Source organism: Caballeronia sp. GAWG2-1, assembly GCF_023631405.1.
Lineage (GTDB): Bacteria > Pseudomonadota > Gammaproteobacteria > Burkholderiales > Burkholderiaceae > Caballeronia.
The window spans coordinates 22,044-47,129 of sequence record NZ_JALQDD010000024.1 but is presented as its reverse complement, the minus strand read 5'-3'; the positions used below and the strand labels follow the sequence as shown (position 1 = coordinate 47,129).

Below are 25,086 nucleotides of genomic sequence, written 5' to 3'. Positions count from 1 at the left end.
GCTGGCGGTTTCTTTTTTCTTGAGCGTTCGGGAAAGTCGAGCCGCTGGCTTGCGTTTTTGTTCGGTAACCGTCTCCCCGGCGGCTACTGAGAACGCTGCAAGCTAACTGCTTAACTTCAACGACTCATCAGCACGGGCAAGAAACAACCCTTCAGAGAACCAGAACCCACCAGCCCGGCAAGGGCAAAAACCCCGACCAAATGGCAAACGCACTCCCCGAAAAACTTCTCCCCGGCGCATCCTACCCGCTGGGAGCAGACTGGGACGGCTTGGGCGTCAACTTCGCGGTGTTCTCATCGAATGCGCACCGCATCGAGGTGTGTCTCTTCGACAGCACGGGCCGCAAGGAACTGATGCGCTTCGATCTGCCGGAATGCACCGACGAAGTGTGGCACGGCTATCTGCCCGGCGCGCATCCCGGCACGGTGTACGGCTTTCGCGCTCATGGCCCCTATCAGCCGCAACATGGTCATCGCTTCAATCCGCACAAGCTGCTGCTCGATCCTTACGCGAAGAAACTCGTCGGTCCGTGGCGATGGTCCGACGCGCTCTTCGGCTATCGCGTGCATTCCAATCGCCTCGACATGTCGATGGATCGCCGCGACTCCGCTCCGGCGATGCCCAAATGCATCGTCACCGACGACGCCTTCGACTGGTCGCGCGACAATCGCCCGAACACGCCGTGGGGCGAAACCATCATCTATGAAACGCACGTGCGCGGCGCCTCGATGCTGCGCGACGATATCCGTCAGCACGAACGCGGTTCATTCGCCGCGCTCTCGTCGCCGTGGTTCATCGAGCATCTGCAAAAGCTCGGCATCACCGCCGTCGAATTCCTACCCGTGCACGCGTTTCTCAACGACCGCTTTCTCGTCGAACGCGGTCTTAAGAACTACTGGGGCTACAACACGGCGGCGTTTTTCGCGCCCGAGCCTTCGTATCTTTCGACGCATCGGCTGAACGAGATGCGTATCGCCGTGCGGCAACTGCATGCGGCGGGCATCGAAGTGATTCTCGACGTGGTCTACAACCACACCTGCGAAGGCAGCGAACTGGGGCCCACGGTGTCATGGCGCGGGCTCGACAATGCAAGCTACTACCGTCTGATTCCCGGCGACGAGCGGCATTACATCAACGAAACCGGTTGCGGCAATACCGTGAACCTGTCGCATCCGCGTGTCCTGCAAATGGTCATGGACTCGCTGCGCTACTGGTGCACGGCGTTCAATATCGACGGCTTCCGTTTCGATCTCGGCGTGACGCTGGGCCGCGAAGGGCACGGTTTCGATCCCGGCTCGGGCTTCTTCGACGCTATTCGCCAGGACCCGATTCTCTCGACGCGCAAGCTCATTTCCGAGCCGTGGGACATTGGGCCGGACGGCTACCAGGTCGGCAATCATCCGCCCGGTTTCGCGGAGTGGAACGACAAGTACCGCGACGGCGTGCGGCGCTTCTGGCGCGGCGATTCGGGCATGCGCCCCGACCTCGCCGCGCGGCTCACCGGCTCGGCCGAGCTATTCAACCGGCGCTTCCGGAAGCCGTGGGCATCGGTGAATTTCGTGGCATCGCACGATGGCTTCACGCTCGCCGACGTTACCGCCTATTCGGAAAAGCACAACGAGATGAATCAGGAGGGAAACCGCGACGGGCACAATGAAAACTGCAGCGCGAACTGGGGCGTGGAAGGCCCGAGCGACGATCCCGCGATCCGCACCGTTCGCAATCGCCTCGCGCGCTCGATGATCGCGACCACGCTTCTGTCGCTCGGCACGCCGATGCTGCTGGGCGGCGACGAATTCCTGCGCACGCAGAACGGCAACAACAACGCTTATTGCCAGGACAACGACATTTCCTGGACCGACTGGGCCGCGGCGCATAGTCCCGAAGGCCGCGAGATGACGGAGTTCGTCGCAAGCGTCGTCGCGCTGCGCAAAAAGTACCCGGTTCTGCGGGAAACGCGCTTTCTCTACGGCGACCGCGAAGTGCTGCCCGGTCTTTACGATGTGAGCTGGTTCGACGAACGCGGCGTCGCGCTCGCCATCGAGGCATGGCAGGACCCTGAGGGCCGCGCGCTGACCTTGCGCCGGGCGGGGCCGGGACTCGACGGCGAGATCGACGTGATCCTGCTACTCATCAATGGCTCGGGGCAGAACCTCGTCTTCACGCCGCCTCCGCCTCACTTGGAATGGAACGTGCTCCTGGATAGCGCTGAGCCCGACGCCATCCAGCGGCCGCTCGTCGGCAGCGAACTGGAGGTCGCGGCGCACAGTATCGTCGTGCTGCTCGCGCAACCGACCGGCGACGCCGACTGGCAGGCGGTCTGGATGGCGGGCGCACATCAGGGTCCGCGTCTTCTGACCGCGCTGCCTCCCGATCCGGGCACCATTCCGGCAAATCGACCGCCGGGCATCGATTCGGCTCAATGAGGCGATTCACCACGGCTCGCGCGGCGCACAGAAAAGTGGCATATCCCGCAGTACACCAGGCTCGAAATCATGTCCGAACGTCCGATTGATCCGCACAAGCATCACCACGCGCATTGCCTTCCCTTCGGCGCGCATCTGACCGGCGCGGCGCGCGAAGCACCGCGCACGCGTTACCGTTTCTGGGCGCCGTCGCGCGACCGCGTGCAACTGGAGTTGCAGCGCGAAGGCGATGCCGCGCCCGCGCTCATCGACATGCAGCCGGCCGGTGACGGCTGGTTCGAAGTCGAAGCCGATGGCGGCGCGGGCACGCTGTATCGCTATCGTCTGGATGCCGATCTCGCGGTGCCCGACCCGGCATCGCGCTATCAGCCGGAAGACGTGAACGGCCCGAGCGCCGTGGTCGATCCGCGCGCGTATCGCTGGACCAATACCGACTGGCATGGCCGGCCGTGGGAAGAAACCGTGCTGTATGAAGTGCACGTCGGCGCGATGGGCGGCTATGCGGGCGTCATCGCGCGTCTGGACGAGTTGGCGCAGCTCGGCGTCACGGCTATCGAACTCATGCCGCTGAACGACTTCTCCGGCACGCGCAACTGGGGTTACGACGGCGTGCTGCCCTACGCCCCGGATTCGGCCTACGGTCATCCCGATGAACTGAAGAAGCTCATCGACATTGCGCACGGTCTCGGCCTCATGGTGTTCCTCGACGTGGTGTATAACCACTTCGGCCCGGACGGCAACTATCTGCATGCATATGCGAAAACCTTCTTCCGCGAAGGCGTGGATACGCCCTGGGGTCCCGCGATCGATTTCGAGCGTCCGCAAGTGCGCGACTTCTTCTTCGATAACGCGCTGTACTGGCTCAACGAATATCGCTTCGATGGCTTGCGTCTGGACGCCGTGCACGCCATCAACGACGACGAATGGCTGCGCGAATTCGCGGACCGCGTGCGCAGTTCCGTGGAAACGGGCCGTCATGTTCACCTCGTGCTCGAGAACGAACACAACACGGCCAATCTGCTGGAGTCGCACTTCAACGCGCAATGGAACGACGACGCGCACAACACGCTGCACGTGCTTCTGACCGGCGAGGACGAGAGCTACTACGGCGCGTATGTCGACAAGCCCACGGATAAGCTCGCACGCGTCTTGAGCGAAGGCTTCGTGTATCAGGGCGATCCATCGCCGATTCACGACGGCAAGCCACGCGGCGAGAAGAGTTCGCATCTTCCGCCCACGGCGTTCGTGATGTTCCTGCAGAATCACGATCAGGTCGGCAACCGCGCGATGGGCGAACGCCTGCGCTCGCTCACCGACGACGCCTCGCTCTACGCGGCGACCGGACTTTTGCTGCTGTCGCCGCAGATTCCGCTTCTGTTCATGGAAGAGCAATACGGCTCGAAGCAGCCGTTCCTCTTCTTCACGGACTATCACGACGAACTCGCCGATGCCGTGCGCGAAGGACGCCGCAAGGAATTCGCGAAGTTCTCCGCATTCACCGACGAAAAGCGCCGCGCGCAGATTCCCGACCCGAACGACAAGCGCACGTTCGCGATGTCGTCGCCGAACATCGAAGGCAAAGCGGACGAACTGGACCGCCTCGACTGGCTGCACTTCTACAAGTCGGCGCTGGCCGTGCGTGCGAAACTCATCGCGCCGCGTCTGAAGGGCTCGAAGTCGCTCGGCGCTCAAGTGCTTGGCGACAAGGCCGTTCTCGCAAGCTGGAAGCTCGGTGATGGCGAAACGCTCACCATCGCGCTCAATCTCGGGCAAGCGCCGGCCACGCTTGAAGAAGCGCCGAAGGGCAAGGTCATCTTCGAGACGCCGGCGCGCGCGCAGGATGGCGCGAGCGCGGGGGAACTCGGCGGACGCAGCTTTATCGCGTGGCTCAGCGGCGATGTCAACGGCTTTGCCCATGCACAAGGAACCCGCACGTGAGCGCCACTGCAAGCACCACGGGCGAAATGTCGCCCATCGAAACGCTCGCCGCACGCGCGGGCTTCGAAGTCGAATGGCAGAACGCGCACAAGGCGATGCAGCGCGTGCCGGAAACGACGCTGCGCATTCTGCTCGAAAAGCTCGGCCTGCCGTGTGGCAACGCCTCGCAGATCAAGCAGAGCATGGCCGCCGTCGATGCCGAAATGAGCGGCCGCAAGTTGCCGCCGCTCATCACGGCGGAAGTGGATCGCGGCATTGCGTTGCCGGTGTCGGCGGCGAAGTCGGGCGTGCGCTATCGCATCGAACTGGAAAGCGGCGAGGTTATCGACGGGCGTTTTACCGCGCCTAAAGGCGAGACCGCATTGCTCTCGCCGATATCGGAGCCGGGCTATCACACGCTCGTCATCAACGACCATCGCACGACGCTGGCGGTAGCGCCCGCGCGCTGCTACACCATCGACGATGCGTGGCTCGCGCTCGACGACGCAGCCGACCAAGCCGCCGCTGAAACCGCGCCGCCGCTTTGGGGCGTCGCCGCGCAAGTCTATGGTTTGCGCCGTCTGGGCGATGGCGGCGTCGGCGACTTCACGGCGCTGGCCACGCTCGCGACGCAGAGCGCGAAGCGCGGCGCTCATGCGCTCGCCATCAGTCCGATGCACGCCATGTTCAGCGCCGAGCCGAACAAGTTCAGTCCTTATTCGCCTTCGTCGCGGCTCTTTCTGAACATCGCGCACGTCGATCCCGCCGCCGTGTTCGGCGCGGCCGCCGCGCGCGCCGCGATCGAACAAGCCGGTGTGGCGGATGAATTCGCCGAACTCGAAGCGCTGCCGCTCATCGACTGGCCGCGCGCCATGAAAGCGCGCCTGGCCATTCTGCGCGCGCTCTTCGAGACGTTCTCGGCCGACAGCGCATCGCCTTTGGCGCAAGACTTCGCTTCGTTCGTCGAGGAAGGCGGGCGCGCGCTCGAAGATCATGCACGCTTCGAAGCGCTGCAGGCAGCGCAGCTTGCGGAAAACGGCGAAGGCCACTGGCGCAACTGGCCAGACGAACTGCGCGATCCGCGCAGCGATGCGGTCGCCGCATTCGCCGAAGCCAATCGCCACGAAGTCCAGTTCTTTCTCTTCACGCAATGGCTCGCATCGAAAGGCCTGCTGCACGCGCAACACGCGGCGCGCGACGCGGGCATGGCGGTCGGACTCGTCGCGGACCTTGCCGTCGGATGCGACAGCGCGGGCAGTCATGCATGGTCGTATCGCGATGAAATGCTGACAGGCGTGTCGGTCGGCGCGCCGCCCGATCTCTTCAATCAGGCCGGGCAGTCGTGGGGACTCACCACCTTCTCGCCCCGCGCCATGCGCACGCAAGGCTTCTCGGCGTTCATCGACATGTTGCGTTGCGCGTTCGCGCGCGCGGGCGGCATTCGTATCGATCACATTCTCGGGCTGCGGCGGCTGTGGCTCGTGCCCGAAGGCGAAAGCGCGAAAGACGGCGCCTATCTGCGCTACCCGCTCGAAGACCTCTTGCGGCTGATTGCGCTGGAATCGTGGCGGCATCGCGCGATTGTTGTCGGCGAAGACCTCGGAACCGTGCCGCCGGGCTTCACCGAACGCTTGCAGGAGCACGGCTTGCTTGGCATACGAGTGCTGTGGTTCGAACGCGAAGTGGATGGCCCCGGCTTCAAGCCGCCGCGCGAGTGGGACAGCGGCGTGACCGCTACCACGACCACGCACGACCTGCCGACCGTCACCGGATGGTGGCGCGGCGAGGATATCGTGTGGCGCTCGAAGATCGGCCAGACGGCGGCGCGCGAAGACGGCCGCGATGCGGTGGAAGTAGCGCAGGAAGAGCGCGGCGCCGATCGTGGCTTACTATGGCGCGCTTTCCAGGATGCGGGTATTGCTCCGTCCGATGTCGATGCGCCTCCGGTCGAGGAAGCGCCCGTGGATGAAGCGCTCGCTTTCGTGGCCGCGACGCCCGCGCCGCTCGTCACGTATCCGCTCGAAGATCTGCTTGGGCTTGCTGAACAGCCGAATCTGCCCGGCTCGATCGACGAGCATCCGAACTGGCGGCGCCGTCTTGCCGCGCCTGTCGAGGAACTGTTTCTCGACGACGCATTTTCCGAACGACTGCTCGCGGTGGATGCCGCGCGAAAGCGTTCGACGCAATCCGACAATGTTGATTCACCCAAACCAGCCGACTCACCATGACCGTTCCGCGTTCCACGCTCAGGCTCCAGCTTCATAAGGACTTCACTTTCGACGACGCCGCGGCGCAAGTGGATTATTTCGCTTCGCTCGGCGTCAGTCATGCGTATGCGTCGCCGATCACGACCGCGACGAGCGGCTCCACGCACGGCTACGACACCGTCGACTACACGAAGGTCAATCCGGAGCTGGGCGGCGAGGAAGCCCTGCGGCGCTTCGTCGAGAAGCTGCGCGCGCACGACATGGGACTGATCGTCGATGTCGTGCCGAATCACATGGGCGTGGGCGGTTCGGAAAACGCATGGTGGCAGGACATCCTCGAATGGGGACGTCACGCGGCGCATGCGCGCTTCTTCGACGTGGACTGGCATTCGCCCGATCCTGCATTGCGCGGCAAGGTGCTCGCGCCGTTTCTCGGTGCTTCCTATGGCGACGAGTTGCAGGGCGGCAAGATCAAGCTCGCGTATCGGCCGGATGAAGGACGCTTCGTGGTGGAGTACTACGCGCATGTGTTCCCGATCTGTCCTGTCGATTACCCGGTCGTGCTGCAAGAAGCGCCGGAACTCGCGCACCGTTTCTCCGGCTTGACGACGCAGCCTGCCGATCAGCCGCGCGCGGCCGAAGCGCGCAATGCGCTCGCGACCATTGCTCAAACGGAAGGCGGCAAGGCCGCGATCGAAGCGATTCTCGCCGCGCATTCGCCGGACACGCCGGTTGGACGCGAGCGGCTGCATCGTCTGCTCGAACGGCAGCATTATCGCCTCGCATGGTGGCGCACGGCCGCGGACGAAGTAAACTGGCGGCGTTTCTTCGACGTGAGCACGCTCGGCGGCGTGCGCGTCGAGCGGCCTGAAGTGTTCGAGGCATCGCACGCGCTCATCTTCAGGCTCTTTACCGAAGGGTTGATCGACGGCGTGCGGATCGATCACGTCGATGGTCTTGCGGAACCGCGCGAGTACTGCCAACGCCTGCGCGCGCGGCTCGAAGAGTTGTCCGCGCAACGGCCCGAGGCTTTACGGCATGGCAACGGCCATACGTATTTCGTCGTCGAAAAGATTCTCGCGCGCGGCGAACCGCTGCGCCGCGACTGGCAAGTGGATGGCACCACGGGCTACGACTTCATGAACGATGTCGGCGCGCTGCTGCACGACCCGGCAGGCGCCGAGCCGCTCGCCGCGTTGTGGGCCGATATCACCGGCCGAAGCGCGAGCTTCGCCGACGAAGCGCTCGCCGCGCGCCGCAAGATTCTCGCGGAAAACTTATCGGCGGAACTGGATCGCGTGACGCGCGCGCTGCATCGCATTGCACGCGACTCGCACAACACGCGCGACTTCACGTTCACGTCGATCCGTCGCGTGGTCGCGGAACTGGTGATTCAGTATCCGGTGTATCGCATCTATCCCGTTAGCAGCGTGCGCAGCGCCGAGGATGAGAAGTACTTCTCGCAAGCGCTGAATGCCGCGCGGGCATCGCTTTCGAGTGCGGATCATGTGGTGCTCGATCAGGTGGCGCAGTGGCTTGGCGGCAAGTTGCCCGACGAAGCGCCGGTCAGCACGCCACCGGCCGAGCGCGCGGAACGCCCGCGTGAGCGCGCCGCCGAACGTGGACGCGACCGGAACCAGAGTCAGGCGACGGCTGGGCAAAACGCGCAGCCGTCGAGCGGATCGCAGCGGCGCGCGGCGCAGACGCTGTTTTCGCAGCTCACATCGCCGGTTGCGGCAAAGGCGGTCGAAGACACGGCGTGTTATCGCTATGGAAGGCTCATCTCGCGTAACGAAGTGGGCGCGGACCCCGGCGAGTTTTCTTTGTCCGTCGAAGATTTCCACGCGGGCAACAAGGAACGCTTTGCCGCGTTCCCGCACGCCATGCTTTGCACCGCGACGCACGATCACAAGCGCGGCGAAGACGTGCGCGCGCGCATCGCGGCATTGAGCGAGATTCCCGAAGAATGGGCGACCACGCTCAAGCAATGGTCGACGCTGAACACGCCGTTGCGTCGTGGTGCCGATGCCGGCCACGACTGGGCGCCCGGCCCCGGCGCCGAAGCGATGCTGTACCAGACGCTCGTCGGATGCTGGCCGCTCACGCTCTCGCCGGATGACGAAGCGGGCGTTCAGGAGCTGGCCGAACGCGTCGCGCAATGGCAGTTGAAGGCGTTGCGCGAAGCCAAGTTGCGCACGAGCTGGTTCGCACCGGACGAGGCGTATGAAAATGCCTGCCGCGAGTTCCTTTTCGATATCGTCTCGCCGCAGCGGCGCAATGGCTTTTTGCAGGAGTTGTCGGCGTTCGTGGCGCGGCTCGGGCCGCTGGGCGTGATCGACAGTCTGCAGCAGACGTTGTTGCGACTGACATCGCCGGGCGTGCCGGACCTTTATCAGGGCACGGAGCTTTGGGACTTCAGTCTCGTGGACCCTGACAATCGCCGCCCGGTCGATTTCGAATTGCGTCGCAAGTGGCTTGCGGAAGTGGACCAGAAAGGTCCACCTTCGGAACAACTCGCCAACTGGCGCGATGGGCGCATCAAGTTGGCGGTGGTACAGCGTGCGCTTGCGTTGCGCAAGCATTGCGAGTCGCTCTTTGCGCAAGGTGAGTATGTGCCGCTCGCCATCGAGGGCGAACATGCTGACCGCGTGATCGCTTACGCGCGCCATGCCGGTAGCGCTTACGCAATCGTGATCGCCACGCGGCTCGCCGCGCCATTGCTGCCTGCTGGCAGCGATGTGCCGCTCGTCAAGGCGGAAAGCTGGGGCGATACGGCGGTCATTCTTCCGGAAGCGTTGCGTTCCCGTGCGCTCTTCGACTGGCTGAGCCCGAATGCGCCGAAGGCGGACGGCGAAAAGCTGTTCCTGCGCGATGCGCTGGCTTCGATGCCCGTGGCCTTGCTCGTTGAAGAAGGCGTGCCTTGCGCATGATCAAAGCATGAGTTAGTGAGACATGAGGCGGGCGCGCTTCTCACCACGCGCCCCGCCCTTGCCTGCGCTACTACTCGGCGTGCTCGACCTCTTCCTCGCGCGGATACACCCGCACCAGCACGATACGCGGCCCGTTCATCTTCTTGACGACGATGTCGAAGGCGTCGAACTCGACGCGCTGCCCTTCCTGCGGCAAGTCCCCGAGCGCATTGATGACGAGCCCGCCGACGGATTCCGCGCGGCCTTCGTCGATATCGATGCCAAGCGCGCGTTCCAGTGAGACCACCGGCAAGCTGCCCTTGCCCATCAAAGTGCCGTCGTCCATGCGCGACCAGTCGGCATCGCCCTGACGGAATTCGTCGTGAATCTGACCGACAAGCGCGCCCAGCAGATTGTCGAGCGTGATAAAGCCGATGGGCTTCGCGCCCTTGCGCCCCACGATGGCGAAATGCGGCGCGCCCTTGCGAAAGCGCCGGAACAGTTCCAGCGCCGACAAATTGGGCGCGACGTATTGCACGGGACGGACATGGCGCGCGAGCTTCTCGATCTTTTCGGCATCCTTCGAAAAGCTGAAGTTGAAGCCGCGCGCTTCGCCGTCGCCCGCGAGGAACAAATCCTTCAGATGGATCATGCCGAGCACGCGTTCGCCGGAAGCATCCGCGAACAAGGGATAACGGCTGAAGCGATGCCGCGAGATCACGGTCAAGTTATCGCGCATGGGCAAGTCGTTGCGCAGACCGACGAGTTCGTGCGCGGGACGCATCAGGTCCGACACCGTCATGCGGCTGAAGTCGAGCGAATGCGCGATGGTGTTCCACTCGTCCGCGTTATACGAAGACGCCCCGCCAAGACGACGCCCGCGCAGAATGAGCTTGAGTTCGTCGGTGGAATAGTGGGCGTCGTGACCGTGTTCCGCCGACATGCCGAAAAGGCGCAACACGAGATTCGCGCTCGAGTTGAGCACCCAGATGAACGGGTACATGGCCCAGTAAAAGCCATAGAGCGGCGTGGCGAGCCACAGGCCGACCTGCTCGGGACGGCGAATGGCCCACGACTTGGGCGCGAGTTCGCCGACCACGATATGCAGAAACGAGATGACCGAGAACGCAAAGAAGAGCGACACGGACTCGACCAGCTTTTCCGACTGAACGCCGATGAGCGCAAACAGCGGATGCAGCAGCGAAGCGAACGCGGGTTCGCCTATCCACCCAAGCCCGAGCGACGCGAGCGTGATGCCTAGCTGACACGCGGACAAATAGGCGTCCAGCTGGCTATGCACCTTCGCGAGCAGACGCCCCGGCAGGCCGTTGGTCCGCGCGATGGCCTGCACGCGCGTCGCCCGTAACTTGACGAGCCCGAATTCCGCCCCGACGAAAAAACCATTCAGGGCAACGAGCAACAATGCGCCGACCAGCGCGACAACCTGAGCCAAAGCAACTCTCTTCGAAAGTGGAAAGCGTCAGTATATGGGCGACAGGCAAACGAAAGTCAATTTACGTCCTCAATTACATTCCCGCCACCGGAATACGCATGGTGGCCGTGACGGCTGCACCATTGACGATATCCGTGTGCTCGAACGCGCCGCCATGCGCCTCCGAAATGCGCTTGCAAAGCGCAAGGCCCCACGCGATGCGGCCGGCTTCGCGCGGCTCCAGCGCCTGTCTGCGCGCGAATGCCTCGAGTACATGCGCGGCCGATGCATCGGTCAATGCGGACGCCGCAACCGTGAAGCGCACGTCGGTACGCCACGTGCTGCCTTCGATGTTGCTCGATACCTGCACCGTCGTGTCGCGCGCGCTTGCTTCGGTGGCGAATGCCGCCATGAGCCAGAGCGCGTTGGTAAGCCGATCGGCGTCGCCTTCCACTTGTTCTTCCACGAGCGGCGAGTCGAGCGTGATGCTCACGCCGCGTCGCTCGCCGATAGCCTCGCGTGCGAGCGCGACGCCACGCTCGAGAAGAGCGCGCGCGGCGGTAGGCGCGATGGCAAGCGCGACGGCCTTGGTTTCGGCACGCGTCGTATCGATCGACTGTTCGATCAGCTTGACCTGCTGTTCGACGCCCGAGCGAATGCCCGTGAGCGCGCGCTGGGCGGCGGGGTCGTTTGCATCGACCTTGCGCTCGAGCACATAGCCCCAGCTATGAATGGCGTTGAGCGGACCGCGCAAGTCGTGCGATACGACCGAGAGCACGTGATCGCGCATGAACAGCGCGGCTTCGGCTCGCAGATGCGCGATGCGCGCTGCGTTGTCGCTAGCACCCGTCGCGTTCGCGCAGGTCGAGACGATCAGCGTCACGGATTCGGCGACGGGCAGCGCAAGTATGTTGAAGACTCGCGTGGAATCGTCCTCCTCGATGCTGACCTGCGCGCGCCGGGCGCCGTTGCCCGCGAGCGCGGCATCGGCTGCAACCGAAAGCGACGTGATCAACGGGGCGGGCAGCGGGAGATCGGCGAGTGCGCGTCCGCGCAGCGCGGTGGAATCGACATCGAAGAGATGGGAGAAGACGGCGTCGGCACTGAGGCAGCGTTGGGCCGCATCGAGCACCAGCAAGCCATCGTTTCCGGCGACGGCCGTATCGAAGGACTGAGTGTCTCCGGGCTCGACCGTACTGGAAAATGACGTGGTCACGGTTTTGGGTCCTTGCGTGGATCGGTGTTGAGGTTCTGTCGCGAGCGGCGTTCCGGTCACCAGGAGCGCGTCGCGCGAGGCCAAGCCTGCGGGTCTTCCGAGAGGCCATTATAGGTGAGCGCCTGCCGCACGAACGGCTCTGTTTGCTCACGAACTACGGGGCAATTCCAGCAATTGGCGTGCACGGACGTGCGAAGAAAACGAGGGCGTCATGCGTCCCGGATTCAACCATTGCGAAACCGCGCCGATATACAGTCAGTGCAATTCAAATGGCCGATATCCGCGGATAACCAACGCTCTCATCCGCTATACCCGCCATTTGCGAGAAGCAATTGAAACACGCGTGTCTTTTACTCGCTCTAAGCTGATTATCCACGCCTGACAAGGATTCAGCGGGTTTTGCAGAGCGATGCACGAAATCGCGCTTGAAGATACGGAAATCGTTTGCGAAGAAGCGGAAATTTCATGCGTGCGTCGGCGAACATTCCAAGCTTACAACTGCCTATAGCATTTGTCAGGAGACTACGTATGGACGGCTGGTCGACCTTTATTGTCGGCCCTCGAACGCCGGCCGCGGCCACGGTGGCTTCAACTAAAACTTAATCCGGTGACACGAGCCTATGACACGCGTCGAGAGCGACACCCCCAGAACCTTGCTGTCGGTGATCATTCCCGCCTATAACGTCGAGCACTTTATAGCCGCATCGTTGGAATCCGCGCTTTCGCAGCCGCGCTCCGACGAGATCGAACTTATCGTTATCGACGATGGTTCCACCGACCAGACACTCGCCCGCATTCTCGAAGTGCAGAAGCGCGCGCATGGCAAGCAGATTCACGTGATTCACCAGGAAAACCGTGGTGTTTCCGCCGCACGCAATCGCGCGATTGCAGAAGCGAAATCGCCCTATATCGGCTTTCTCGATTCCGACGATGTCTGGTCCGCGGATTTCACCGCCAAGATCATGCCGCTCCTCGACGCGCAAGCCGCGGACATAATCGAGTTCAACGTGGGCATCATCAATTCTGGCGGCAAGGTGATCGACAACGTGAAGCTGATCGACCGCTCGACCATCGGCTCGCGCACGTGCGATCTGGACGCGCTGCTCGACTTCGCGCACGTGTATCAGGTGTTCCCGGCCGCGCGTGTCTACAAGCGCGAATTGTGGGACGGCATCGAGTTTCCGGCAGGCCGCGTGTACGAAGACGCCGCCGCCATTCCGCTCGTCTACGCGCGTGCCCGCACGCTGCATCGTCTGGCCGACGAACTGTATTCGTATCGCCGCCGCGCGGGCAGCATCACGACCAAGGCCACGACCTATACGGTCACGAGCCTCACGATCTGCGCGGAAGAAACGCTGCAACGCTGCGATGGCGGTCCATACGACGCCTTCTGGCTCGCCATGTTCCACAAGATTTTCGGCTATGCGTGCCACCAGGCCGCGCGCGTGGATGCCCGCGCCTATAACGATGCGATCCGCGCGATCGAAGCCACGGCGGAGCGATATCGCGTGTTCGCGACGCAGCGCGGCGAAGAATCGAAGGAATTGCGTTTCCACAAGAAGATTGCCGCGGACCGCCGCCTGTTTCTCGCCAAGCGCCTGATCAAACGCGTGCTGGGCATGGAACTTCGCGCGCCCGCCGCCGCGCCGCGCGCGATGCCCGCAGGCAACCGATGACTCCGCGTATAAAGGCGCACTGATGCAGATCTATCCGATCAAGCCCGGCTTCACCGCTGGCGAACCGTTCGAAATCGCCGTGCAACCGGGATCGCGGTTTTCCATCGCCATCTATCGGCAAGGGCATGACGAGAATCTGACGAGCGTGGGCGGCGTGGCCGTTCAGGCAGGCGGCGCCGTTACGGCGGAACTCAAGCACGGCAAGTACGTGTTCCAGTCGCCGGGCCGCATGACGCCCGTGCGCTTCGACGAAGACTGGGGCTGGCCGACCATCACCATCAAGCCGAACACGGCGTCGCTCGAAACGGGCGCGTATGTGGTGATCGCGTATGAAGTCGGCGGCAAGGGCGAGCCCCTGACCGAGCTCGGTCGACGCGCCGCCACGCACAAGCCGATCTTCGCGGGACCGCCCGACAGCGACAGCATGGCGCTCGTCATCGCGCGGCCGCGCAAGCCTTCCGCCGATATCGCGTATATCGTGCCGATCAACACGTATCACGCATACAACTCCATCGGCGGCGGCTGTTACTACGGCGACCCGATTCATCGCACGAAGCCCGCGACACGCGTGAGTCTTCGTCGGCCAGGCGGCGGTCTTGGCGCGCAACTCGGCGAGCCGAACGATCCCTATGATTCGCGCTCGCCGCGTCAGCAATTCACGCATTGGGATGCGAAGTTCATTCGCTGGCTCAAGGCGGAAGGAATTGCTTGCGACTTCTACACCGACCACGATCTGCATCGCGGCACGGATCTCAGGCTCGCGAACTACCGCTGCATGTTGAGCGTGGGGCATCACGAATACTGGACCACGGAAATGCGCGAGCGCGTGGCGGGCTTCATCGCGCAAGGCGGCAACCTCGCGGTCTTCAGCGGCAATACGTGCTTCCGTCCGGTCGATTTCGGCGATGCGCCTATCGAAGGCGATTTCAAGATCATGAACCGGCTTGCCGAGAAATGGCCCGATCACGATGAATCGAATCTCATCGGCCTGAGCTACGGTTACGGCGGCGGAAAATACGGCGAATGGAAACGCTTGCGCGGCGGATGGATCAGACGCGAGCGCGAAGCGATCGGTTTTACGGTGCGTCAGGCGAATCACTGGGTCTTTGCAGGCACCGGCTTGCGAGAAGGTCAGACGTTCGGCGCGGAAGATCGTCTCGTAGGCTATGAAGTGGATGGCGTGCCGCCTGTCGCGAATGGCTTCGTGACGCTTGCGGATACCGTCAAGCTCACGGGCTGGGATGTCGGCGGCGCGGGCGCAATGGGCGTCTTCAAGCCCGATGCGAATGGCTCGCTGGAACAAGGCGAAGTGTTCAATGGCGGCACCACGGACTGGGCGCGCGTCCTAATGAACACGAGCGCGCAGAGCCATGTCGTCGTCGATCAGATCACGCGTAACGTCGTGCGCCGGTTCATCGGCTTGCCGCCGCTCGTGATCGAGCGACACGACACGCTTCTGGACCAGACAGTGAACAGCGAGAGCGAGATTGCTAGCGCGATGCTCGCCCAATAGTCAAGCAGTAGCCGGCAGTGTGCGTGTGCAAACCCACTGACGAATAAATTTTTTTATTGTTAAATACGTCCGGCACGACAACATGAACCGCTTCGCGTGGGTTTACCGCTCGAGAGCGGTTCATGTCGTTCATACTTGCGCTCCTTTGCCCTGAGGCCAAGGCGAGGATGTGTCTAACCCCATTGGTCTTGCTGCGCTCGAAGTGGCGCATGCGCCTGACGAAACGATTCGTTACACGCGTTGTCATGCAATGCCCTTTTAAACGGGCGAACATGCGACAAGGCCGCAAACTGCGTTACCGCGATCAGTCAGCGCTCAAGCCGGAACCTATCGTTACATGGCATCTTTTCGAAAGAACTTCACCATTCTGATGACGTTGCAGGTATCCACATACCTCGCACCGCTTCTCACGCTGCCGTGGCTTGCGCGCGTACTCGGCCCCAGCGAATATGGACGCCTTTCGTTCGCACTCGCTTTCTCCGCTTATTTCATCACGCTTACGAATTACAGTTTCTCGTTGACGGCGACACCAAGAGTCTCGATCAATCGCGATGACCGCGCCATGCGCTCGCAGGTCTTCTGGGAAACCATCCTCACGCAAAGCGTGCTTGCGCTTGCAGGCTTCATCATCCTGCTCGCGGTGACGTTCATCGTGCCGTATCTTGCGGAAAACCGCGACTTGCTGCTCTTGGGCTTCGGCATGGCGGTTGGCTCCATGCTCATTCCCACGTGGTATTTCCAGGGCGTGGAAGACCTCGGCATGATCAGCGTATTCGTATTCATCGGACGCGCCTTGAGCATTCCGGCGATGTACCTCTTCGTGCGTCATCGCGGCGATGTCGATATCGCCATGGCCGTCAACACGCTCGTGCCGTTGTGCTCGGGCATCGCAATTTGCACGTATTTGTACTTTCGACGCGAACTCGACTTCGTGCCGGTATCGCTGCCGACCATCTTCACGCGCCTCAAGGAAGGATGGAGCGTGTTCATGGCCACTTCGCTCGTCGATATCTATGCATCGAGCAATATCGTCTTGCTCACCTTCATTGCGGGCAATGTGGCGGGCGGCTACTTCGCGGCCGGCGACAAGCTGATTCGCGCGGCGTTGAACATGCTTCAGCCGCTCAAGACGGCCGCTTATCCGCGCGTGAGCTTCCTCATGCATCATGCGCGCGACGACGCCTTCGCCTTTCTGCGCAAGATGTTCGTGCTGCAAGGGTCGATCGTCTCGCTCATCTCCGTATGCATTTTCTTCGGCGCGCCGCTTGCCGTGAAACTGCTTTATGGTCCCCAGTTCGCGCCGACCGTCGACGTGCTGCGCTGGATGGCATTCGTCCCGTTGATGGCCGGCCTCTCCGATCTCTTCGGCGTTCAGACCATGCTTCCACTCGGCATGAAGGCGCAATTCAGCCGTGTACTCATCGCTTCGGCGGTTCTGAACTTCGGTCTTCTCGCCGTGCTTGCCAGGCTCTTCGGCGAGCAAGGCGCGGCAGCCACCGTGCTGATCGTCGAGACGTCGATTGCCACCGCAATGTTCTGCACCCTGCACTTCCAGGGCGTACCCCTGCTCCGGCGCGCCATGCCGGAAAGCGCCGGTTCCTGACCAGGCTTGAATCGTGCACAAGGCACGTTTGCATCGGCATGACGAGCTTTAAACGGCTCCGTCATGCGGTGCACGGTTAGCCACTTCTACCTAATGTCCAGACGATTCACGCTCCCACATTTCCGTTCGACGACGCACCGTTACTGCAAAAGTTGCGTTTTTGTATGTGTCGAAACGCACGGACGCCAATTGTTTGAGCCGATATCGTACTAGTAACAACATCAGGTAGGCAGGGTGAGGACCGGAATGAACTCAAACGACCCGACGCTCGAACGTGTGCGAGAACTCGCTGATCGTGCAGACAGGCTGCGTATGCAGTCCGTCGCGATTCCGCTCAAGGAACTCAAAGCCCTTGTGCAACTTTGCGACCAAGCGCTCGAACAGAAATACGCTTGGCTCAAGGCCGAATCGGAAGTCGATTAACCCACTGCCTTGCTCGCTTGCATTCGTCTTTAACTGCGTGAACAAACTGTCGACGCTGGCCTAAGAATTCTTTAGACCAGTTCGCAGTTTTGATTTTCCTTATGCCAGATTCACTAACGCGGGCTTTGCAAAGCCGATTAGCAGGGGAATCAGCAAGTCCGTGTGCGTTGCCGCCCGGTTCTGAGAGATCGAGGCGCACCGGTTAGGTTGCATATGTATTAATCGAACAGAAAAACTCAGGTCGATTAGTGATACTGCATTCCAGGCCGTCATAGATGCCTCCTTCGACGGAACCGATAACGGACCCAGCGAGGCGCGTTGGCAAGCGGAGCTCACCACTCCACCTATAAACACAAGACCGCCGTGCCTTCTCAATTGCGAATGCCGCGGGCGCTCGGCTTTTGCTCATTGCAGAGTTCTATATGAAAGAGATCGTACATATAACCGAAGCCTTTGGAGGGGGAGTCCTCTCCATGCTCACTCAGCTCTCGAACCGTGCTGCGGCTGCAGGCGTCGGCGTCACGATCCTCCACTCCATCCGGCCCGAAACGCCGAACAACTTCGCGAGCCTCTTTCATCCGGCCGTGAAGCTCGTCTACGTGAGCATGTTTCGCGAAGTCAGTGTGAAGAAAGACTGGACGAGCATGTGGGAGCTGGTGCGCAAGCTCAAGGAATGCAATCCGTCGGTCGTGCATTTGCATTCGTCCAAGGCGGGTGTGCTGGGACGGGCCGCCGCGCGCATTGCCGCGCCGCGTGCCCGCGTGTTCTATTCGCCGCATGGCCTTGCGTTTTTGCGTCGCGATGTATCGGCGGCAAAGCAGTTTGCTTATCTCAGCTTCGAGCGCATTGCGGCACGCATGGGCGGCACCATCGTCGCGTGCTCCAAGAGCGAACAGCACGAGATAGAAACGCAGATGCGCACGCGCAACACGGAGATGATCGAGAACGGCGTCAACGTGCTGGAGATTCCTTCGCGTCTTGAGAAAGACGGCCGTGAAGTCGTGGTCGGCATGAGCGGACGCGCATCGTTCCAGAAGAATCACGAAGCCTTCGTGCAGCTCGCCACCGATCTGCGCAACTCCACGACGCAATTCTTGTGGATCGGCGGAAACCTCGATGAATTGCCCGGTCAGACTGCGAGCGATTCAGTCGTATGCAGCGGCTGGGTCACGCGTGAACGCGCGCTCGCCCTGACCTCCGGCCTCGACATCTATGTGCAGACCTCGCGCTGGGAAGGCATGCCGATCGCGTTGATCGAAGCGCAGGTCGCGGGCATTCCCGCTGTCGTGACAGACGTGGTCGGCAATCGCGATGTCGTCTTGCACGGGCAGACTGGCTTCGTCGCCACGACGCACGAAGACATGCAAAAGTACATCGCCATGTTGCGCGACGACCCTATCCTGCGTGCGCGCATGGGCGAAACCGCGAAAAGAACGGCTAGCCGGCGCTTCTCGATGGAAGCCATCTTCCGCAAGTGGCTCTCGGTATACGAATTCGGTTCGGACAGGTACTTGAAAGAGCCCGTCGAATCGAACGAATTCGAATCGTACGAACCCACTTCCGAATCACAGTACTGACCCGCCCGAGACATGGACACATCTATTGCCCCGAACAAGCTCGTCTACAACGGCAGGTTCACGAGTCAGAAGACCACCGGCGTACAACGCGTTGCGCGCGAGCTCGTAGCCGCGCTCGTCAAGCTGCCGCAAGGCTCGCATGTGACGCTTGCCGTGCCGCCGCAAGACGGGCTCGAACCCGTGGACGGCGTCGAAACCGTGAAGCTCGGCTTCGGTAAAGGCGTGCTGTGGGAACAATTCGTCCTGCCACTCTTTGCGGGCCGCTCGCGCATTGTCAATCTGAGTAACTCGGGTTCGATCTTTCGCGCGAACCAGGTCATCTACATGCACGATGCCGCAGTGTTCGACACGCCCGCGCACTTCTCGTGGAAGTTCCGCATGTGGTATCGCGTGATGTTCTGGATTCTCGCGCGCACGTCCAGTTGCGTGATGACGAATTCGGAGTTCTCGCGCGACCGCCTCGCGCATCATGTCGGTGTGGATGCCAAACGTATCGGCGTCGTGCCGCTCGCAGCGGACCATCTCGATCACGTCGTGCCGGACCGGTCCGTCATCAAGGATCTCGATCTCACGCCGAACCGGTACGTGCTTGCAGTAAGCAGCATGAACCCGACAAAGAACTTTCAACGTCTTGTCGACGCCTTCATTCGACTGAACGATCCGTCTATCGACCTCGTTATTGTCGGCATGAAGAACGCCACTATTTTTGGCCGCGCGCATGATCTCTCGAGTGCGCCTAACATCAAGCAAGCGGGCTACGTGAGCGATGAAAAGCTCAAAGCTTTATATCAGGATGCAGCTTGCTTTCTTTATCCTTCGATTTACGAAGGATTCGGCATTCCGCCGCTGGAAGCCATGCGCAACGGCTGTCCGACGCTTGTCGGACGCGCAGCGGCGCTGCCGGAAACGTGCGGCGACGCATCAATCTATTGTGATCCGTACTCCGTCGAGGATATTTCGGCTAAGCTGCGCGAATTGCTCGACTCGCCGGCACTAAGCGAGGATCTCAAGCAGCGCGGCATTGCACACGCGGAGAAGTATCGCTGGACGGAAAGCGCGCGCATGCTCATGCAGTTCATCGACAAGCCATCGCGTTGAACGCGTTTTTGGGGGAAGGCCGGTGAAGTTAGGTATTTACTGCGATTCGGGCATCAATGGCGGGCACGAGGAAATGCTCAAGCGCCTGATGCTTGCGCTCGTCGCAAGCACAGGTATCGAGACGCTTAACATTCTCGTGCCGACCGCTAATGAACCGCTTTTTCGTTATGTAAGCGAACTATCGCTCAAGCATAAGAAAGTGAAGGTCATCGGTCTTACCTATACGGCCGAATCGCTGCGCGGAAACATGATCGAACTCGTCCGCATGGTGCGCTCCACGGCCGCCATCCTGCGTAGTCTCGAACTCGAAAAATTGTTGATCGCGCAAGGCACCATCGCTTCCGGTCTCGCAGGTCTTTTCGCCGCGCGCCAGGCGCGTGTCACCGCCGTGAGCTATCTTCCTCTCGTGGATGATGCGCCGGAAAACGCGGGCGCCGCCGAGAAGATCAAGTGGCTCATCAAGCGCGTGTTGTATCGCATGCCAGATGAATTCGTCACGCTCAACGAGCACTTGCGTGGCAAATTGCGCGCACTTGCGCCGCGTGCGCGGACCACGATCCTCGAAAACTATGTCGATGACCGCTTCAGCCGTTCAACGCTCACGCGTTCGCAAGCACGCGCATCGCTGGGTCTGCCGGATGACGGCACCACGATCATCGCGCATATCGGCAGATTGAATTTCCAGCAGAAGCGTCAGGACTTTCTGATGCAGGCTATCGAAAGTCACAAGGAAGCGTTCGCGCGAACGCTGGTGTTGATCGTCGGCGAAGGACCGGATGCGGAGCGTCTCGAAGCAATCGTCGAGAAGAGTCCCGCGCTTGCCGCATGCGTGCGTATTGTCGGGCCGCAGAAGGACGTGCTGCCGTATATCGTCGCAAGCGACACGCTCGTGTTGCCTTCAGCGTATGAAGGCGTGCCGCTCGTGATGATCGAAGCGGTGCTCGCGGAACGTCCAGTTGTCGTGTCGCGGGTGTCGGGTCTCGAATCTTATCTGCCCGATGCGCTGCTGTTTCCCGTCGACGACTCCGCGTCTTTCGTAAAGCGAGTCTTCTCGGCGAGCACCTACTCGATGGCCGCGCTCACGCGCGACTTCCGCCGCCGCTTCTCGCGTGAAGTTTTCGACGCGCAAGCGCAAAGCATCCTGACGAGCGCATCGAGCTCGCGCGGCGCGGCCAATCCCGCCACGCGCGAGCATTCGGACATGCTGGCCAAATAGTTTCGCCTTCCCGAGGTCCAGATATTGAAGCGAACGATTCTGATCGTAGTCGCCTTCTTCGGCGCAATGCTTTGCGGCTCCGTTCTGCTCTTCGCGCGCAGCGGCAGTCCCGATGCGTATCACGCAAGCCGCACCGGCGGCGCCAAGGCCGATGCCAATGCCGACACCCCATCATTCGCCGCACCCAAGATGAAATGCGGCAATGAGTCGGCCGGCGTGTTCTACGGCATTGCTGGCCATATCGAACATCGCGGTGCGTATCGCACGAGCGACTATGGTTTGCAGATTTCGCAGCTTCGCGAACTCGGCGTCACCATGTACGCCCAGGACGTCTCGAACGAAGAAAGCGCGCACATGGTCGCGGACTTCGCGCGTCAGGCGTCCAGGCAGTGCATCGGCGTGCTTGCCCTCGTGACACCGTTCGAAGTGCAGAAGCGCGCCAACGAAGCGGAAGCATTCGCGCGCGGCTACGAACTCGGCAAGCTCTCCGGACGCATTTTGAAGGGCGTGGTGACCTACTATCAGGTGGGCAACGAGTACGACAACTGGACCATACGCGGCGATGACCGCAGCGGCGAGCATCCGTCGGATTACGACAACGCGATGTACATGAAGGCGCGCGGCTCGATCCTCGGTCTCATCAAGGGCATTCGCGAATCCAACCCCGACGCCAAGATTCTGCTCACGTCGTTCAGCTGGCTGCATTTCGCCTTTCCGGACATGCTCTTTTCCGGCACGCAGCCGGACGGAACCAAAGGGCATCCCGTGCCGCAATGGGACATTACCGTGTGGCATTGGTATTCCGACATGGGTTCGATCACGGCAGCGGGATCGCAAAAGACCAACGTGCTGGAGCGTTTGCGCGACAGTTACGGCAAGCCGATCTGGATCACGGAATACGGTGTACGTCCGGATCATCCGGACCCTTCGGGGTATCTCGTGGGAAAGAACGCGCTGGGCGGTTTCGTCTCGATGGCGAAGACCTATGGCATTCAGAACGTGACGCTCTACGAGCTTTACGACGACCAGCGCTTCGGTGGCGACGGCAACTACGGCGTGATTCACGACGACGGTAAAACAAAAAAACCACGCTTCGACGTGGTCCGCGAATTCATCAAAGCCAACCCTATGCCGTGAGTGCGTGCCCGGGCTCAGGCAAACCGCGCATTATCGCCCAAATCCGCCATCGCGCAAGCGGCATGCCTGACCTTTCGAGCATTACAACGTTCGGTACTTAACAGACGCAGATAACTCAGGGCCGGAAGATGCCCCTTAGGATAATTTTTTTCTATTTATCTGCAAGTATCGTAGGGGTTTGCAAGATGCGCCGGGGCTGTCAAGGCCCGCGCTGACCGACGCCGCAGGCCCCAAGCATTCATGTTGCTGCGACTCACCGGCCATACCGCCGGATTAAATAAAGCAAAGAGACGTACCGCGGCTTTAGCCGCCGGGGCATTCGTTTTTTCCAACGCCCTGACAACTACGTTCTAACTATCGAATTGAGGATGGCGCCTTTGAACACGCTCTATGTCAACTCCGGATCTTCGCGCTCAGGCAAGGACGACGGTGAATTCACCGCGAGCGATATGCTCAAACTGCTTCGCGACCATATCGGCATGCTGATGCTGTTCATCGCGGGCGCGGCCTTGCTCGCCACGGCTTATGCGTTTCTCGCCAAGCCGATCTACTCCGCCGACGTCATCATCCGCGTCGATCCGCCAGATCCGAACGCGCTCGGCATCACGCCGCAGAATCAGCAGCAGATGCAGCAGCAGGCGCAGACCGTCAATCAGATCGCGCCCGCCGAGATCTCGGTGATGCAAAGCCGTTCCGTGCTGGAACCGGTCGTCAAGCAATTTCACTTCGACATCAAGGCGAAGCCGCGTACGCTGCCGGTCCTCGGGCAGATCGCCGACCTGTTCGCCAAGCGCGGTCAACTTTCGCCCGCATGGCTCGGCCTCGATTCGTATGGCTGGGGCGGCGAGGAACTGAACATCGGCCGGCTCGACGTGCCTGCATCGCTCGAAGATTCGAAGCTCGATTTCGTGCTGCTCGACAAGAACCAGTACGAACTGCGCGACGAAGACGGCGACGTGCTCGTGCGTGGCACCGTTGGCCGTCCGGCAGCTGCGAATGGCGTGTCGATGCTCGTGGACAGTGTGGTGGGCCATCCCGGCGTGCACTTCGACGTGATCCGCTACAACACGCTCGACGCCATCGCGCTCATGCTCAAGACGATGAAGGTGACCGAGTCAGCGAAGGACACGGGCATCGTGCAGATTTCGTTCAATGCGGACGACCCCGAACTCACGGCCAATGTCGCGAACGCGCTCGGTCAGGCGTACATGTCGGCGGCAGTCGCGAGCCGTCAGGCCAACGACACCAAGACGCTCGAGTTCATTCGCGGCGAGTTGCCGCGTCTCGAAGCCGACCTGAAGACGGCCGAAGGCAATCTCAGCGCGTTCCGTTCGAAGTCGCAGTCGGTGCAGCCGGTCAACGAGGCGCAAGCGTATTTGCAAGGCAGCATCACGTCGATGCAACAGCTCGCCATGCTGCAACTGCAACGCACGCAGGCCTTGCAGCGCTTCCAGCCCGACAGCCCGCAAGTGAAGAACCTGGATCAGCAGATCGCCCAATTCGAAGCGACCAACAAGCAGATCCAGTCGCGCTTCGACAGCATGCCCGCGTCGGAGCGTCAAAGCGCCGAACTCACGCGCGATGCACGCGTGGCCGAAACCATCTACCTCGGCATGATGAACAAGGCCGAGGAGCTGTCGGTGCGTCGTGCGAGCACGAGCGGCGGCGCGCATATTCTCGACAACGCGCTGCGTCCGCATCGCCCGGTGAAGCCGAACAAGATGCTCGTGATTCTCGCAGGTACGGGTCTTGGCTTCTTCGTCGGCACGTTCTTCATCTTCCTGCGCCGTCACGCCATGATCGGCGTGACCGACCCGATGTTCGTCGAACGCCGTCTGTCGGTGCCGGTGCTGGGCGAGGTACTGTTCAGCCGCCAGCAACTCGTGCTCGATCACGAGATCGCGGTGTCGCCGGTCGGACGCGCGCTCGGCTTCTCGGGCACGCAGCAAAACGGCGCCGCGCCCAAGGCCCTGCCGCACTATGACCAGGCGCAACACGATGCCATGACCATGCCGCATGTGGACGAACGCGACGAAGACGCTCGCGTGCTTGCCTCGCGCTTCCCGCACGATCCGGCTGTCGAAGCGCTGCGCGCCGTGCGTACCGAGTTGTATCGCGATCTCGTCAATGCGCCGAACAACATCGTCATGTTGACCGGCCCGATTCCGTCGGCAGGCAAGAGCTTCGTCGCGGCCAACCTCGCCGTGCTGCTCGCGGAAATCGGCCTGAAAGTGTTGCTGATCGACGCCGACATGCGCCGTGGCCATATCGCGTCGTTCTTCAAGCAGTCGAACCCTGGCGGCCTCGCGGAAGTGCTGAAGGGCGATATCGGCATCACGGATGCGCTGCGTTACGTCGGCGTACCCGGCCTGTCGTTCATGTCGTGCGGCGGCTATCCGCAGAATCCGTCCGAATTGCTGATGATGCCGCGTTTCCGCGACATGCTCGCGCGCATGAGCGACCAGTTCGACCTCGTGCTCGTCGATACCCCGCCGTTCCTCGCCGTCACGGATGCCGCGATCGTCGCAAGCGACGCAGGCTCCACGGTGCTGGTGTTGCGCTCGGGCATTCAGACCGAGGAAGAGATCGAGGAGACCGTGAAGAAGGTGCAGCGCGCGGGCGGCAGACTCGTGGGTTCGGTCTTCAACGCAATTCCGCGCCGGCGCAGCAACCGTCGCAGTTATGGCTATGCCGCGGCATACACCAGTTCGTTCAAGCCGGTGAATTAAGCTTGGC

At 61.7% G+C, this 25,086-nt stretch carries 15 protein-coding genes; 13 read left to right on the top strand and 2 right to left on the bottom strand.

The window, feature by feature from the left end:
• The first annotated feature begins 200 nt into the window (after positions 1 to 200).
• The 4 genes from glgX to treY all read left to right on the top strand — a co-directional run bounded on the left by glgX (position 201) and on the right by treY (position 9,480).
• Positions 201 to 2,426 carry a glycogen debranching protein GlgX gene (gene glgX / locus NCR98_RS14995; RefSeq protein WP_250526545.1) on the top strand — a complete coding sequence of 742 codons (2,226 nt, stop codon included), beginning with the start codon at positions 201 to 203 and terminating at the stop codon, positions 2,424 to 2,426.
• Positions 2,427 to 2,495: 69 nt separating this feature from the next.
• Positions 2,496 to 4,364 (top strand): malto-oligosyltrehalose trehalohydrolase, encoded by a 1,869-nt coding sequence (gene treZ / locus NCR98_RS14990; RefSeq protein ID WP_250526544.1) that lies wholly within the window; start codon positions 2,496 to 2,498, stop codon positions 4,362 to 4,364.
• Between the two features lie 26 nt (positions 4,365 to 4,390).
• Positions 4,391 to 6,571 (top strand): 4-alpha-glucanotransferase, encoded by a 2,181-nt coding sequence (malQ, locus tag NCR98_RS14985; protein WP_250526568.1) that lies wholly within the window; start codon positions 4,391 to 4,393, stop codon positions 6,569 to 6,571.
• A complete protein-coding gene (gene treY / locus NCR98_RS14980; protein ID WP_250526543.1) occupies positions 6,568 to 9,480 on the top strand; it encodes a malto-oligosyltrehalose synthase in 2,913 nt (970 codons plus the stop codon). Before malQ ends, treY begins: the two co-directional genes overlap by 4 nt.
• Before the next feature lie 70 nt (positions 9,481 to 9,550).
• Here treY and NCR98_RS14975 read toward each other — a convergent pair whose 3' ends face one another.
• Positions 9,551 to 10,912, bottom strand: a complete 1,362-nt coding sequence (locus NCR98_RS14975; protein ID WP_250509831.1) for a hemolysin family protein — start codon at positions 10,910 to 10,912, stop codon at positions 9,551 to 9,553.
• A 73-nt stretch (positions 10,913 to 10,985) separates the two neighbouring features.
• Positions 10,986 to 12,107, bottom strand: coding sequence for a sensor histidine kinase (locus NCR98_RS14970; RefSeq protein WP_250526542.1), 1,122 nt, complete (start codon positions 12,105 to 12,107; stop codon positions 10,986 to 10,988).
• Positions 12,108 to 12,727: 620 nt separating this feature from the next.
• Here NCR98_RS14970 and NCR98_RS14965 point away from each other — a divergent pair.
• From NCR98_RS14965 to NCR98_RS14925, 9 genes are all read left to right on the top strand, one after another.
• Complete coding sequence (locus tag NCR98_RS14965; RefSeq protein WP_250526541.1) at positions 12,728 to 13,783, top strand: glycosyltransferase family 2 protein; 1,056 nt, start codon at positions 12,728 to 12,730, stop codon at positions 13,781 to 13,783.
• Positions 13,784 to 13,805: 22 nt separating this feature from the next.
• Entirely contained in the window at positions 13,806 to 15,296 is a 1,491-nt protein-coding gene (locus NCR98_RS14960; RefSeq protein ID WP_250526540.1) for a N,N-dimethylformamidase beta subunit family domain-containing protein, read from the top strand.
• A 337-nt stretch (positions 15,297 to 15,633) separates the two neighbouring features.
• A complete protein-coding gene (locus NCR98_RS14955; RefSeq protein ID WP_244829141.1) occupies positions 15,634 to 16,899 on the top strand; it encodes a flippase in 1,266 nt (421 codons plus the stop codon).
• Between the two features lie 246 nt (positions 16,900 to 17,145).
• Positions 17,146 to 17,322, top strand: a complete 177-nt coding sequence (locus tag NCR98_RS14950) for a hypothetical protein (protein WP_244829140.1) — start codon at positions 17,146 to 17,148, stop codon at positions 17,320 to 17,322.
• A 422-nt stretch (positions 17,323 to 17,744) separates the two neighbouring features.
• A complete protein-coding gene (locus NCR98_RS14945; protein WP_244829139.1) occupies positions 17,745 to 18,899 on the top strand; it encodes a glycosyltransferase in 1,155 nt (384 codons plus the stop codon).
• A gap of 12 nt (positions 18,900 to 18,911) precedes the next feature.
• Positions 18,912 to 19,997, top strand: a complete 1,086-nt coding sequence (locus NCR98_RS14940) for a glycosyltransferase family 4 protein (RefSeq protein ID WP_250526539.1) — start codon at positions 18,912 to 18,914, stop codon at positions 19,995 to 19,997.
• Positions 19,998 to 20,019: 22 nt separating this feature from the next.
• Positions 20,020 to 21,213 carry a glycosyltransferase gene (locus NCR98_RS14935; protein WP_250466490.1) on the top strand — a complete coding sequence of 398 codons (1,194 nt, stop codon included), beginning with the start codon at positions 20,020 to 20,022 and terminating at the stop codon, positions 21,211 to 21,213.
• 24 nt (positions 21,214 to 21,237) lie between these two features.
• Positions 21,238 to 22,350, top strand: coding sequence for a glycosyl hydrolase (locus NCR98_RS14930; protein ID WP_250493112.1), 1,113 nt, complete (start codon positions 21,238 to 21,240; stop codon positions 22,348 to 22,350).
• Between the two features lie 368 nt (positions 22,351 to 22,718).
• Positions 22,719 to 25,079, top strand: a complete 2,361-nt coding sequence (locus NCR98_RS14925; RefSeq protein WP_250466488.1) for a polysaccharide biosynthesis tyrosine autokinase — start codon at positions 22,719 to 22,721, stop codon at positions 25,077 to 25,079.
• Positions 25,080 to 25,086 lie beyond the last annotated feature (7 nt).

What these genes read in the sequence shown, in the direction of transcription:
- NCR98_RS14955 (WP_244829141.1), top strand. Translation starts at nt 15,634, where the DNA reads ATGGCATCTTTTCGAAAGAACTTCACCATTCTGATGACGTTGCAGGTA.
- NCR98_RS14925 (WP_250466488.1), top strand. Translation starts at nt 22,719, where the DNA reads ATGGCGCCTTTGAACACGCTCTATGTCAACTCCGGATCTTCGCGCTCA.
- glgX (WP_250526545.1), top strand. Translation starts at nt 201, where the DNA reads ATGGCAAACGCACTCCCCGAAAAACTTCTCCCCGGCGCATCCTACCCG.
- NCR98_RS14940 (WP_250526539.1), top strand. Translation starts at nt 18,912, where the DNA reads ATGGACACATCTATTGCCCCGAACAAGCTCGTCTACAACGGCAGGTTC.
- NCR98_RS14950 (WP_244829140.1), top strand. Translation starts at nt 17,146, where the DNA reads ATGAACTCAAACGACCCGACGCTCGAACGTGTGCGAGAACTCGCTGAT.
- NCR98_RS14945 (WP_244829139.1), top strand. Translation starts at nt 17,745, where the DNA reads ATGAAAGAGATCGTACATATAACCGAAGCCTTTGGAGGGGGAGTCCTC.
- treY (WP_250526543.1), top strand. Translation starts at nt 6,568, where the DNA reads ATGACCGTTCCGCGTTCCACGCTCAGGCTCCAGCTTCATAAGGACTTC.
- malQ (WP_250526568.1), top strand. Translation starts at nt 4,391, where the DNA reads ATGTCGCCCATCGAAACGCTCGCCGCACGCGCGGGCTTCGAAGTCGAA.
- NCR98_RS14965 (WP_250526541.1), top strand. Translation starts at nt 12,728, where the DNA reads ATGACACGCGTCGAGAGCGACACCCCCAGAACCTTGCTGTCGGTGATC.
- NCR98_RS14960 (WP_250526540.1), top strand. Translation starts at nt 13,806, where the DNA reads ATGCAGATCTATCCGATCAAGCCCGGCTTCACCGCTGGCGAACCGTTC.
- treZ (WP_250526544.1), top strand. Translation starts at nt 2,496, where the DNA reads ATGTCCGAACGTCCGATTGATCCGCACAAGCATCACCACGCGCATTGC.